This is a genomic window from Mesorhizobium sp. LNJC394B00 (assembly GCF_000502555.1).
Taxonomy (GTDB): Bacteria; Pseudomonadota; Alphaproteobacteria; order Rhizobiales; family Rhizobiaceae; genus Mesorhizobium.
In genome coordinates, this window is the sequence record NZ_AYWH01000002.1 from 502,538 (window position 1) to 515,619 (window position 13,082).

General features: G+C 63.0%; 10 protein-coding genes. 3 read left to right on the plus strand and 7 right to left on the minus strand.

Features of this window, described 5'->3' with window-relative positions; translation table 11 throughout:
• Positions 1-44: 44 nt before the first annotated feature.
• Positions 45-1,499 (plus strand): glutamate synthase subunit beta, encoded by a 1,455-nt coding sequence (locus tag X751_RS156765; protein WP_023686414.1) that lies wholly within the window; start codon positions 45-47, stop codon positions 1,497-1,499.
• Here X751_RS156765 and X751_RS156760 read toward each other — a convergent pair.
• Positions 1,496-2,701 carry a DUF459 domain-containing protein gene (locus X751_RS156760; protein ID WP_023744195.1) on the minus strand — a complete coding sequence of 402 codons (1,206 nt, stop codon included), beginning with the start codon at positions 2,699-2,701 and terminating at the stop codon, positions 1,496-1,498. The two genes, X751_RS156765 and X751_RS156760, sit on opposite strands and share 4 nt — an antisense overlap.
• 103 nt (positions 2,702-2,804) lie before the next feature.
• On the minus strand, positions 2,805-4,028 hold the full coding sequence (locus X751_RS156755; protein WP_023744196.1) for a lytic murein transglycosylase: 1,224 nt from the start codon (positions 4,026-4,028) through the stop codon (positions 2,805-2,807).
• Positions 4,029-4,234: 206 nt separating this feature from the next.
• Between X751_RS156755 and galU the strand changes: the two genes are divergently transcribed.
• The gene (galU, locus tag X751_RS156750; RefSeq protein ID WP_023671956.1) at positions 4,235-5,140 is read left to right on the plus strand and encodes a UTP--glucose-1-phosphate uridylyltransferase GalU; all 906 of its coding nucleotides are present in this window, start codon (positions 4,235-4,237) and stop codon (positions 5,138-5,140) included.
• Here galU and X751_RS156745 read toward each other — a convergent pair whose 3' ends face one another.
• Complete coding sequence (locus tag X751_RS156745) at positions 5,141-6,925, minus strand: outer membrane beta-barrel protein (protein WP_031246981.1); 1,785 nt, start codon at positions 6,923-6,925, stop codon at positions 5,141-5,143.
• 150 nt (positions 6,926-7,075) lie between these two features.
• Here X751_RS156745 and X751_RS156740 point away from each other — a divergent pair, with 150 nt between their 5' ends.
• A complete protein-coding gene (locus X751_RS156740; protein WP_023744198.1) occupies positions 7,076-8,071 on the plus strand; it encodes a KpsF/GutQ family sugar-phosphate isomerase in 996 nt (331 codons plus the stop codon).
• A gap of 87 nt (positions 8,072-8,158) precedes the next feature.
• Here the strand turns inward: X751_RS156740 and X751_RS156735 are convergent, their stop codons facing one another.
• The 4 genes from X751_RS156735 to X751_RS156720 form a co-directional block, all read right to left on the minus strand.
• A complete protein-coding gene (locus X751_RS156735; RefSeq protein ID WP_023671953.1) occupies positions 8,159-8,623 on the minus strand; it encodes an NfeD family protein in 465 nt (154 codons plus the stop codon).
• 37 nt (positions 8,624-8,660) lie between these two features.
• On the minus strand, positions 8,661-9,611 hold the full coding sequence (locus X751_RS156730; RefSeq protein WP_023671952.1) for an SPFH domain-containing protein: 951 nt from the start codon (positions 9,609-9,611) through the stop codon (positions 8,661-8,663).
• A gap of 158 nt (positions 9,612-9,769) precedes the next feature.
• Positions 9,770-10,834: a ferrochelatase gene (hemH, locus tag X751_RS156725; protein ID WP_023686407.1), complete on the minus strand. Its 1,065-nt coding sequence runs from the start codon at positions 10,832-10,834 to the stop codon at positions 9,770-9,772.
• Between the two features lie 155 nt (positions 10,835-10,989).
• Entirely contained in the window at positions 10,990-13,017 is a 2,028-nt protein-coding gene (locus tag X751_RS156720; RefSeq protein WP_023744199.1) for a bifunctional UDP-sugar hydrolase/5'-nucleotidase, read from the minus strand.
• Positions 13,018-13,082 lie beyond the last annotated feature (65 nt).

A 13,082-nucleotide genomic window follows, 5' to 3' on the forward strand; every position in this document is an offset into this window, starting at 1 on the left:
AACGGGTGCGAAAACCGCACCATCTGGACAGCAGGAACTGGACTATGGGCAAGGTAACAGGCTTTCTCGAAATCGACCGGCAGGTGCACAAGTACCAGCCGGCCTCCGACCGCATCCGGCATTTTCGTGAATTCACGCTGCCGATGTCGGACAAGGAGGTCGAGAAACAGGCCGCGCGCTGCATGGATTGCGGCATCCCGTTCTGCCACGGGCCGACCGGTTGCCCGATCCACAACCAGATCCCGGACTGGAACGACCTCGTCTACAATGGCGACTGGGACAATGCGATCCGCAACCTGCATTCGACCAACAATTTCCCCGAGTTCACCGGCCGCATCTGCCCCGCGCCCTGCGAGGAAGCCTGCACGCTGAACCTCGAGGACATTCCGGTTGCCATCAAGACTGTCGAACAGGCAATCGCCGACAAGGCTTATGAAACCGGCCATATCCGGCCTTATCCGCCAGAGAAGAAGACGGGCAAGCGGGTCGCTGTCATCGGCTCCGGCCCGGCAGGGATGGCGGCGGCGCAGCAGCTTGGCCGCGCCGGCCACGAGGTCAGCGTTTATGAGCGTGAGAGCCGTCCCGGCGGGCTGATGCGCTACGGCATTCCCGACTTCAAGATCGAGAAGCACTATATCGACCGCCGCATCGAGCAGATGCAGGGCGAGGGCGTGACCTTCCATTGCGGCGTCAATGTCGGCGTCGACAAGCCGGTGGCAGAGTTGCTCGCCGGATACGATGCGGTGCTCTATTGCGGCGGTTCGGAATCGCCGCGTCCGGCCAATATTCCGGGCGACGATCTCGGCGGCGTCTATGACGCCATGCCCTATCTGGTGCAGCAGAACCGCCGCGTCGGCGGCGAGCCGATCCAGTCGGTGGCCTGGCCGTCGCATCCGATCATCGCCGGCGGCCAGCATGTCGTCGTCGTCGGCGGCGGCGATACCGCGTCCGACTGCGTCGGCACCGCCTTCCGCCAGGGCGCGGTGCGTGTCACCCAGCTCGACATCCGCCCGCAGCCGCCGGAGAAGGAAGACAAGCTTTCGGTCTGGCCTTACTGGGCGACCAAGATGCGCACCTCGTCCTCACAGGCCGAAGGTGCGGAGCGCGAATTCCAGGTGGCGACGCTCGAATTCATCGGCGAGGACGGCCAGCTGACCGGCGTCAAATGCTGCGAAGTCGACGAGAAGCGCAAGCCTATCCCCGGCACCGAATTCGTCATCCGTGCAGACCTCGCCTTCATCGCCATCGGCTTTGCCGGACCGGCTGCCGCCGGCGTCGCGAAAGAGCTGGACGGTGAGATGAAAATCACCACCGACAGCCGCCGTTCCCGCAATGTCGAAGCCAACGATCGCGACTACAAGACCAGCGTCGACAAGCTCTACGCCGCAGGTGATGTGCGCCGCGGCCAGTCGCTGGTTGTGTGGGCGATCCGCGAAGGCCGCCAGGCCGCGCGCTCGATCGATGAAGCGCTGATGGGGTCGACGGTACTCCCCCGTTAACGGTTGATCGCCGTCGTCGTATCCGTCGCGGCAGCGGCCTTGGGCGGCCACGAGAAGTCGTCGGCGCGGCCGGGCGAGGCCTCGGGCGCCTTGCCTTCGAGGATTAGTTTTTCGCCGGGCAGATCCGGATTGGCTTTCGGCGCCGCCGCCGCACCGAGAAGTTCGGTACCGCCGTCGAGCGCCGGATCGTTGAGCAGCATCGGAACGGTGCGGTCGACCACGATCGGGGCGGCGGGCAGCGACGGCGCCTCGACCGGGGCGCCGGCCGGTGCGGCAGCCGTCACCACGCTTCCCGGCGCTGCCAGGCCGAGGATCTTGGCCAGCGGCTTTTCGGTGTAGAAGGCGAGCTTTCGCTTGCCGGCTTTCGAGACGTTGATGCCGTCGTCGGAGCGCAGCCGCACGGCCTGGCCGTTAATGTCGGGGCCGGTCGAGACAAAGGCGCCGTTCTCGTCGACGAACCCATCCCAGACATCGACGAATTCGCCGCCGTTCTTCTCGGCAGCCGAGTGGTAGATGTCGTTGAATGCCAGCATGTCGGAGGTCATCTTCGGCGTCTTGAAGGCTGGCATGCCGACCCACAGATAAGGCACCTTGGTCGCCGCCAGTGCCTTTCCCAAGGCTTCGGTCCGGCGTTCGTATTCCTTGGTCCAGTTCTCGGAGCGCGGCTGCTCGCGCACTTCGTTGACGCGCATCTGCTGGCGGTCGTTGGAGCCGAGCATGACGACGACCACGGAGGGTTTTTCGGTCTCGACCAGCGATTTGACCTGTTCGGGCCAATTGTAGACATCATCGCGCACGAAACCCGAAGAACCGTTGGCGCGCTCGACGATCCTGACGTTGGCATTGTCGGCAAAGGCTGTTTCGAGGCCTTCGGCCAGGCCGTAGGCCATGAAATCGCCGATCACCAGAACGACGCGGGCATCCGGTGTCTTCTCGACAATCGGAGCGGAAGGTTCAACGGGTGCACGGGGCTTCTTCTTGACCTTCGGCTTTGCCTTGCGGACGTCGAGCGGCGGCTCGATGCGTTCGCTGCGGCGCGGGAACAGAAGGTCGCGCAGCGACCAGCCGCGGTTCTGCGGTTGTTCCTGCGCCAAAGCCGGTGTGTCGAAACTGCCGGCGACCCCCGTCGCCAGGACAACGATGGCCAGAACGAGGATCGGCAAGCGGAAAACGATCACACGGATACGCGCTGCCGAAACCAAGCACCCTCTCCATCCCTTGGTGCATGGCCCTCGCAGCGGATCATGCACACATCAATGCTACGGCATCCCTTGTGCGCCGCAATGCGCGGCGCTGCCGATGGCTCTATTTCTTTCTGAGCCATTTGAGCACTTCCATGCTCGGATACCCGTCCTGGGTCAAGCCGACCGTTGCCTGATAGGTCATGATGGCGGTTTTCGTGCCGTCACCGATCTTGCCGTCGAACTTGCCGTCGTAAAGTCCGTGCTGCGAAAGCCGCTTCTGCAACTCCTGCCTTTCCTCGAAGGACAGTTTGGTGAAAGGCCGCTTCCAGTCCTGCACCAGACCATTAGAACCGGCGATTTCGTCGGCAAGAAGGCCGACGGCCAGGGCATATTTGTCCGCGTTGTTGTAGGCCTTGATGACGGAGAAGTTCTTGATCATCAGGAAGGCCGGTCCGCCGCGGCCGTCCGGCACTTTCAGGGTCGCCTTGTCGGTTGCGTTCTTGAACGGCTTGCCATTGGCCCTGGCGACGCCGAGCGCCTGCCACTGCGCCAATGTCTTCGAGCCGGCCGGCAGTTTGCCCGCCGGAATGGTGACCTCGTAGCCCCAGGTCTTGCCGCCCTGCCAGCCATTCTTCTTCAGCAGATTGGCTGATGTCGCCAACGCATCGGGGATCGAATTCCAGATGTCGCGCTTGCCGTTGCCGTCCATGTCGACGGCATAATGCTGGTAGCTGGTCGGGATGAACTGGGTCTGGCCCATGGCGCCGGCCCAGGAGCCCATCAGGTGGCTTTCGTCGATGTCGCCGGTCTGCAGGATTTTCAGCGCGGCGACCAATTGGGTGCGGGCGAATTTCGAACGCTTGGCGTCGCCATAGGCGAGGGTTGCCAGCGAGCGGATGACATTGCGCATGATGTCGTCGCGCTTGAGGATCTCGCCATAATTCGATTCCATCGACCAGATGGCGAGCAGGATGTAGCGGTCGACGCCGAACCTGGCTTCGATCCGGTCCAGCCACGGCTTCCATTTCCTGGCCATCTGCTGGCCGACGGCAACGGACTGGTCGTGGACGCGGTTGTCGAAATAGTCCCAGGCGGGCGCGGTGAACTCGGGCTGGGTGCGTGCCTTTTCCAGCACCACCGGGTCGGGTTCATTGATGCCCCGGAACGCTCGGTCGTAGACCGCGCCGGAAACGCCGCCCGCCACGGCCGTGGCGCGGAAGCCGGCGACCCATTGCCGAAACCCGGCATCGGCGAAGGCCGGTCCGGCCGGCATCAGCAAGGCGAGCGAGAGGCTGGCCGCCGTCAGCACGCTGGTAAAGAGTTTTGCGGCACTGCGAACGGACATATTTTCCCCTTTCTCTATCTCAGGAAAGACCATTCATCGCCGAACCGGGTTAGCAATTGGTTTACCATAGGCGGCGCCTGGAACGAAAAGACACCTGGATGCTTTACCGGTTGATGTTCCCTCAATGGCCCGATAATCCACAATTCCGGCGCGAAAATGTCGCGAGGCGGGATTGCCGGGCACGCCCTCAAACGGATAATTGACGCATGAAGCGAGTTCGCAAGGCAGTTTTCCCGGTCGCCGGTCTCGGCACACGGTTTCTCCCGGCCACCAAGGCCATTCCCAAGGAGATGCTGACCGTCGTCGACCGGCCGGTCATCCAGTATGTCGTCGATGAGGCGCGCGAGGCCGGCATCGAACATTTCATCTTCGTCACCGGCCGCAACAAGGCGGTCATAGAAGACCATTTCGATATCCAGTTCGAGCTCTATGATACGCTGGCACAGCGCGGCAAGGACGATCAGCTGGCCCGCTTGCAGCGGCTGCAGCCGGCGCCGGGGCAGACCTCGTTCACCCGCCAGCAGGTGCCGATGGGGCTCGGCCACGCCGTCTGGTGCGCCCGCGAACTGGTCGGCGACGAACCCTTCGCGCTGTTGCTGCCCGACATGATCATGCAGTCGGAGAAGAGCTGCACGAAGGCCATGGTCGAGCTCTACGAGGAGACGGGCAACAACATCATCGCCGTGCAGGAATGCGATCCGGCCGAGACCCACAAATATGGCATTGTCGGCCGCGGCGAGGACACGCATCACGGCTTCCGCATCACCGAGATGGTCGAAAAGCCGAAGACCGGCACCGCACCGTCCAATCTCTACATCAACGGCCGCTACATCCTGCAGCCCGAGATTTTCAAGATCCTCGAAAGCCAGGAAAAGGGCGCCGGCAACGAGATCCAGCTCACCGACGCGATGCTGAAGCTGGAAAAGCAGCAGCCCTTCTTTGGCTACCACTTTCAGGGCCGCACCTTCGATTGCGGCTCGCCGGAAGGCTTCGTCGAGGCCAATGTCGCCTTCGCGCTGTGGCGCAGCGACATGAACGAGAACATGGCCGGCGTCATCCGCACGCTGCTCGATGAGATGAAGCCGTCCGAGCGTCGCGGCGCTGCTTTTTAGCTACCGCTGCAGCTTCAGCCCCAAATAGATGCTGTTGGCGGTGTAGTTGCGCCCGGGCAGATTGCTGGTCAGCTTTTCGGTGCGGGCGCGGCTGGTGAGGCCGACATAGCGGTTCAGCCACCAGGTCAGCCCGGCCTCTGCACTCAGCGTCATGTCATGGCCGTCGGAGCCGGTGTAATTGCGCCAGTCGAGCCCAAGGGCTGCGTTGCCGGTCAGGTCGGCGCGGATCTGCCGCTCGCCGGTGAGGCGGCCGGAATAGAGGATGTCGCCGCTCTCACCGGCATTCGTTGTGCCTTCGACCGTGGTTCGCCCGGTGAGGCCGATGATGGTACCGCGCTCGGGCGACCATTTGAGGTCGGCATTGATGGTGGCTCCCGAAATCGCCTCCAGGTTCTTGTCGTCGATCGCCTCCCTCAGCCAGCCGGCCGAGAACTCACCCTTGAGCTTCTCGCCCATGTCGACTTCGATACCGGCGCGTGCGCCAAGCCGGGTCGAGGAGCGCTCGAAGCCCTTGTTGTCGATCCGTTGGTCATATACCCGGCGGCCGAGCTCAATCTCAGCAAAGGGCGTCAGAGCCGGGGAAATTTCATAGCCAGTCCGCAACGTTGCGGTGTAGAGCGTGTTGTCCTGGTCCTTCTGCGACAGCGAGGTGCCATCGGTAAGTTCGGCATCGCCATAGATGTCGTGGGAGACGGCGCCGGTCAGCGCAAAGCGCATCTTGCCGACGTCCTTCTCGACGCCGAGGCTGCCGTCGACCGTCTGGCGGATCGGCTGCGATTTGACGCCGGCAATGGCGTCGGGCGCGGAGGCCGATTCCGGTGCAATCTCGTAGCCGAGCTTGGCGATGGCGCGCAGTTCATTGTCGAGGTCGACATTGTACGTGCCTTGGATACGGCCGCGTGCCTCATTGATCTTCTGGCCCGAAATGGTGTTGCGGAAATTGCCGTAGCCGTCGATGACCGCCGAATTCTCGCGCCAATCGGAGGCGGCGGAGAAACGCAGCGCCGTTTCGGACAGCACCGCCGACTTGCCGCCAGCGCTGGAATCGGCGTTCGACGTGACGGCAACGCCCTGCTCGAGCGTCGGCCGCAGCAGGAACGAGCCGACCTTGATGCCGGTTGCCGCGTACGGGTCGTCCTCGAGCTTCTTCTTCTGGCCCTCGATGGCGTCGGTGCGCTCGGCGCCAGGGTCGAGCTTTCGTCGGTCGACGCCGTCGACGGTGAGGACACGGCGGTTGGCTGTGTCCTGATCGGCGTCGTCTGCCGCAGTGCCGTCCGGAGTCGTTCCGGTGGTGGTCTGGTCCGTGGCTTTGCCAGGCTTCTTCTTGTCGGCAGCCTTGGTTTTGTCCTTGGCCTTGTCTGCATCCGCGGCGGCGCGTTGCTTTGCCGTCGACGGACGGCGTGGCTGGACGGTTGGCGGCTTGTCCGCGAACGAATCGTAGATGGTCGCCGGCGGGTCGAAAATGCTGTCTGCGCCGGCCTGTGACGGGTCGGTGTCGTCAGGCAAGGCGCCATGGCTGGCCGGCACATAAGCGGTTGGCGTGTTTCCCGTGGGGGCCGTGTCGGCAGGGGCGGGCTTGACCTGCCTGTTGGCCTTGCTCAATTGCCTGGCCCGGCGCTGCTGGTCGGACAGGATCGCCGATTCCGAAACTTCGCCGCGCAGCTCGGTCTCCTGGGCATGAAGCGCAGTTGGCCGTAGCAAAGCGAGCACGCTCGTCGCCAGAAGCAGAGCGCAAAAGGCTCTGCCCGTTCGACCTTTTTTCTCTTGAGGCTGGGCCCGCGACATCGTCACCACTGCTTGCGCGGCGCAAGCGCGCCATACTTACCGAACCGTAAACGGGGATGGTTAACGGAGGGTTGAAGGTGTGCCTGTACGACATGGCTGGACGGCAATTCTGTTGGACAGGCGAACGGCAAAGCGCTAATCGCATCAGCCATGCATGCGGGATCCCCAGAAAAGAAGCCTTTGGAGGCTTCGGTCGCCTCGGCGCTGAGAACGGTAGCCACGGAACAGGCCGGCGTGGCGGCATTGGCCGCCGCGCTGGAGAACGAACTGGCCGAACCTTTCGCCCGCGCCGTCGACATGGTGTCGCGCATCAATGGCCGCGTCATAGTCACCGGCGTCGGCAAAAGCGGCCATATCGGCACTAAGATCGCGGCTAGTCTGGCTTCGACCGGCACGCCTGCCTTCTTCGTCCATCCGGCGGAGGCCAATCACGGCGACCTTGGCATGATCGCCAGAGACGATGCCATCATCGCCATGTCATGGTCCGGCGAGAGCAAAGAATTGATGGGCATCGTCGCCTATTCCAGGCGCTTCTCGATCCCGCTGATTGCGATTACCGCGGGCGCGGCCTCGGCGCTGGCGCGCGCGGCCGACGTGGTGGTGCTCCTGCCGTCCGCGCCGGAAGCCTGCCCGCACGGTCTGGCGCCGACGACATCGACCCTGCTGCAACTGGTGGTCGGCGATGCGCTGGCCATCGCGCTGCTCGAAGCGCGCGGCTTCACGCCCGACCATTTCCGCACGTTCCACCCCGGCGGCCAGCTCGGCGCCAACCTCACGCAGATCCACGAGATCATGCATGTCGGCGAAAGGCTGCCGCTGGTGTCTTCCGGCACGGGCATGCGCGAGGCGATCCTCGAATTGTCGAACAAGGGCTTCGGCTGCGTGGCGATCGCGACGGCGGATGGCGCGTTGGTGGGCATCATCACCGACGGCGACATCAGGCGTCACATCGGCAGCAATCTCATGGAAATGAGCGTCGATCAGGTGATGACGAAAAAGCCGAAGACCGCCACACCGGACACGCTGGTGGCGACGGCGCTGCAGATTATCAACAATTCGGCCATTACGAGCCTGATGGTGGTCGAAGGCAGGCGGCTCGTGGGACTGGTTCATCTGCACGACCTGCTGCGCATCGGCGCCGCCTGAAAAAATCAAAGGACGCGTCGCGTTCGGGAAGCCCTAGGCGACGCGGCCTGATTTTCCGGATCGAAAGCGCCATGCGCTTTCGAAATGTCAAACTGCCTCGACGGTCAGTTCCAGATCGGTGTCGGCCGAACTGACGACGCGCACCTGCGTGCCGGCCGGCAGGTCGGGACCGGAGACGCGCCACAGTGTGTCGCCGAGTTTGATGCGGCCGCGACCGTCCTTGATCGGCTCGGCCAGCGTTGCCATCCTGCCGACCAACTGCGCGCCGCGCCGGTTGAGCAGCGGCTGGTCGCTAGGGGTATTACGCCCACCAACCAGCTTCTTTCCGGCAAAGGCCGAGACCAGCGACAGGGCCAGGAAGGCGAGGACCTGGACTTCCCAGGCCCAGAAGCTTGCGTCCCAGACGAGCAGGGAAATCACACCGATCACCAATGCGGCGATGCCGATCCACAGCATGAATATTCCTGGCGCGATGACCTCCATCACCAGGAGGACGAAGCCCAGAACCATCCAGTTCCACGGACCAAGTTCGGAAATGATGCGGTCGAACATGGGAGTGCGCTCCTATGATCTCAGTTCTCAGCTAGCCTCAATTCTCGCTTGGGCGAACCACCGGAGGGCGGGCGGCTTGCCTGGCGGCGCCGGCGGTACCTTCGCTGCGGAACACCTCCCTGGCGATCTCGCTTATGCCGCCGAGCGTGCCGATCAGCGCCGAGGCTTCCATCGGCATCAGCACGACCTTGCTGTTGTTGGCGGTGCCGATCTTGCCCATCGCTTCAGTGTATTTCAGCGCCACGAAGTAGTTGAGTGCCTGCACGTCGCCCTTGGAGATGGCTTCCGATACAACCTGGGTGGCTCGCGCTTCGGCTTCGGCCGAGCGTTCGCGCGCCTCGGCGTCGCGGAAGGCGGCTTCCTTGCGGCCCTCGGCCTCGAGGATCTGCGACTGCTTGAGGCCTTCGGCGGCGAGGATCTGCGCACGCTTGTTGCGTTCGGCGGTCATCTGACGGCCCATCGATTCGATGAGGTTGGCCGGCGGATTGATGTCCTTGATCTCGACGCGGGTAATCTTGATGCCCCACGGATGCGCCGCTTCGTCGACGACGCGCAGCAGCCGTTCGTTGATGGCGTCGCGGTTCGACAGCAGTTCGTCGAGGTCCATCGAACCCATGACGGTACGGATGTTGGTCATCGTCAAATTGAGGATGGCGTTCTCCAGGCCGGCGACCTGGTAGGCGGCCTGGGCCGCATTGAGGATCTGGTAGAAGGCGATGCCGTCGACGCCCACAATGGCGTTGTCGCGCGTGATGATTTCCTGGCTCGGAACGTCGAGCACCTGCTCCATCATGTTCATCTTGGCGCCGATTCGGTCGACGAACGGCACGATGAGGTTGAGGCCGGGGCTTAGTGTTTTGGTGTAACGACCAAAGCGCTCCACCGTATAATTATAGCCTTGCGGGATTGTCCGGATGCCTTTGATAAGAAGCACCAATACCAGAAAGGCAAGCGCACCAATCGCAATACCGAAACCACTGAAGTCCATTTGAATCTCCCTCAGATGCCGGCCATGGCGTTGATTCCATGCAACCGACTTCACCAAACACTTAGGTGTGTTTCAATAATGTTACAATCAGGTGATCGTTGATTATTAGTGCATGGAATAGCGCAACTGCGGCGATCGATCGCCGCAACGTGGCGGCCTCAGACCCAGCCCGACAGCTCGCGCCGCACCATCGCCTCGATCACCGCCATGCCTTCTGCACTGTCGTTGAGGCACGGGATGTGGGCGAATTTCTCGCCGCCGGCGTGATGGAAGGTCTCGGCCGCCTCGCGGCCGATTTCGTCCAGCGTCTCGATGCAGTCGACGGAAAAGCCTGGGTTGACGATGGCGATCGATTTCACGCCGTCCTTCGCCAGTTTCTCGACCGTCTTGTCGGTGTAGGGCTGCAGCCATTCCTGGGCGCCGAAGCGCGACTGGAAGGTGATGATCAGCTTCTTTTCATCCCACCCCAGTCGTTCACGCAACAGCCGTGTCGTCTTCTGGCAGTGGCAGTGATAGGGATCGCCCTTCTCGAAATAGGGCTTCGGGATGCCGTGATAGGAGGTGATGACCACCTCGGGCTCGAAGTCTAGCGTTGCCAGATGCCGTTCGATCGAATGGGCGAGCGCCTCGATGTAGACCGGCTCGTCATAGTAGGGCGGAACACTGCGCACGGCAGGCGCGCGGCGCATCTTCATCAAGGCGCGAAACAGCTGGTCGTTGGCGGTCGCGGTGGTGGTCGCGGAGTATTGCGGGTAGAGTGGGAACGACAGGATGCGGTCGCAGCCTTGCTCGACCAGCCTTTGAGCGACGCTCGCGGTCGAGGGGTTGCCGTAGCGCATCGCCCAGTCGACCACGACATCGGGTAGGTCGATGAGCGCTGCGGCCAGCTTTTCGCCCTGCGCGCGGGTGTAGGTGCGCAGCGGCGACTCGTTCCTCTCGCGGTTCCATATCCTGGCGTAATTGGCGCCGGACTTCTTCGGTCTGGTGGTCAGCACCAAGCCGTAGAGGATCGGATACCAGATCGCCTTGTTGAGTTCGATGACGCGCGGATCGGACAGGAATTCGCGGAGATAGCGCCACATCGGCTTGAAATCGGTACCGTCCGGCGTGCCGAGATTGACCAACATGACGCCGATCTTGCCTGCCTTTACCGGCGGATGTCCGGCCGGCAGCGGGTCGAGCGCTTTCGCGGCTTTGGGGTCGACAGGCGTGGAAAGCGTCATGAAGGTCTCCCGACACCGCGAAACCGACGATGTCGGGCGAACCTAGCGATGTGGCGCGAGTTTTCAATGCCGCGTCTGGCCGCACCTTACCCTGAAAGCCAAAAACCCGTCCGGTTACCCGGACGGGTTTTGCTGGTCGCAAGTGCGAAGCGAGGTTACTTCGCCGGAATGGTCAAGGTCGCGCCGACAGGAAGCCGGCGTGGTTCGTAGCCTTTGTTGGCCTCGGAGATCACCTTCCACTTGGCGCCGTCGCCGTAGGCCTTCTTGGCGAGATCCCAATAGGTATCGCCGGCGACGATGACATGGCTGGCTTCGGCCGGGGCGGCGTCAGCCGGCTTTGCCGGAGCAGGTGCGGCTTCGGCCGGTTTTGCCGGTTCGGCCGGAGCCGGCGTTGCCGGGGCGGTTTCCGCCGGGACAGTCGGCGGCGTGGTGGTGATGTCGCCGGAGCCTGCCGGCAATGCGGGCATCGCCGGCTCCGCCGGTGCAGCCTCGGCCGGTTTTGCCGGTTCCGCTGGAGCAGGTGCCGGTTCGGCTGGTTTTGCCGGCTCGGCGGCCGGGGCAGCCGCTACGGTTGCCGCGACCTCGGTGATGCGGCCGTCGAGCTTCGGCGTATAGGGCCGGTGCGCCGCGAGATAGTCGGCAACCACCTGTTCGAGGCCGGGGCCGTAATCGTAGGCGTTCTTGGCCTTCTCGGCGAAGACCTTGTAGCCGTCGCCGCCCTGGCGGACGTAATTGTTGGTGGCGACCAGATAGTCCTTGTCCGGATTGATCGGCGCCCAGGCACCGTTCTGCATCACCTCGACCGACTTGACTCGGCCGGCATTGGGCGCGACCGACTTGTCGAAGGAGTATTTGAGACCTGCCACCTGCGGGAAGCGGCCGCCGCCGTCCTCGACCTGGCTGACGCCGTTTTCCAGCCCGGCAACCAGATCCTTGCCGGAAATCTGGAAGGTCGCCAGCGTGTTCTGGAAAGGCAGCACGGTCAGCACCTCGCCCATGGTGACGGTGCCCTTGTCGATCGAAGCACGCAGGCCGCCGCCATTGGAGACGACGATCTCGACGCCCTGTCCCTTGACGCGGTCGAGAATGGCGTCGGAGACGAGATTGCCCATCGCGCATTCCTTGGTGCGGCAGCTTTCGCGGCTGCCGTCGATGGCCTCGGTGGTCTCGGCCACTTCCTTGTTCTTCAGCGCCTCGATCGGCGCGCCGAGCTCCTTGATGCGGGCAAGAACGGCCGGATCGGGGATGATCGACTTGTCGAGGAAGATCGGGTCGCCGCTGGCTTCCTTGACGTTGCCGTTGTCGTCGAACACGACCTTGAATTCGCCGAGATATTTCGAATAGGACGCGGCCTGCACGACAGGCACCTTGGAGCCGTCGGGGTTGTCGACCATCGTCGGATAGGGGCCTTCCCCCTTCGGGTCGGTGTTGGACAGAAGCGAATGGCTGTGGCCGCCGACCACCACATCGATGCCCGGGATCTTGGCGATGACATCGCGCTCGCGCCTGTAGCCGATATGGGTGACGGCAATTATCTTGTTGACGCCTTGCGCCTTCAGCTTCTCGACCTCGGCGGTGATCGACTTGACGTCGTCCTCGATGGTAATGTTGGGGCCGGGAGAGGCGAGTTCCGGTGTGTCGTTGGTCACGGCGCCGACAATGCCGATCTTCTGGCCGCCGACCTCAAGCACAATCGACGGCTTGATCTTGCCTGCGGCGCCGGACTTGTCGTTGGGCACGACATTGGCGCTGACGATCGGGAACTTCGCCTTGTCGAGATAAGGCACCAGCGCGCTCTCGCCATCGTCGAATTCGTGGTTGCCGAGCGTCACCGCGTCAGGCTTGATCTGATTGAGGAATTCCTCCTCCGCCGTGCCCTTGTAGGTGATGTAGAACAGCGATCCCTGAAAGCTGTCGCCGGCATTGAGCAGCAGCACGTTCTGGCCTTCGAGCTTCTTGCGCTCCTGTGCGATCGCGGTGACCAGCCGGCCGGCGCCGCCGATGCACTCACCCTTGGTCTCTTCCTCGGCCGAGCAGGTCGACTCGTATTTGTTGTTGCCTTCGATGCGGCTGTGCCAATCGTTGAAATGCAGGATGTTCAACGTGTAGTCGGCAAAGGATGGTGCGGCCGACAGGCCGAGTGTCGAGGCAGAGAGGGCGGCAATGGCGGCGAGCTTCTTCATCTTCGTCTCCCGGATATGATCAAAGGCGTTTAACGCTCTTGCCCGACTGCAGGATAACAGCCAGC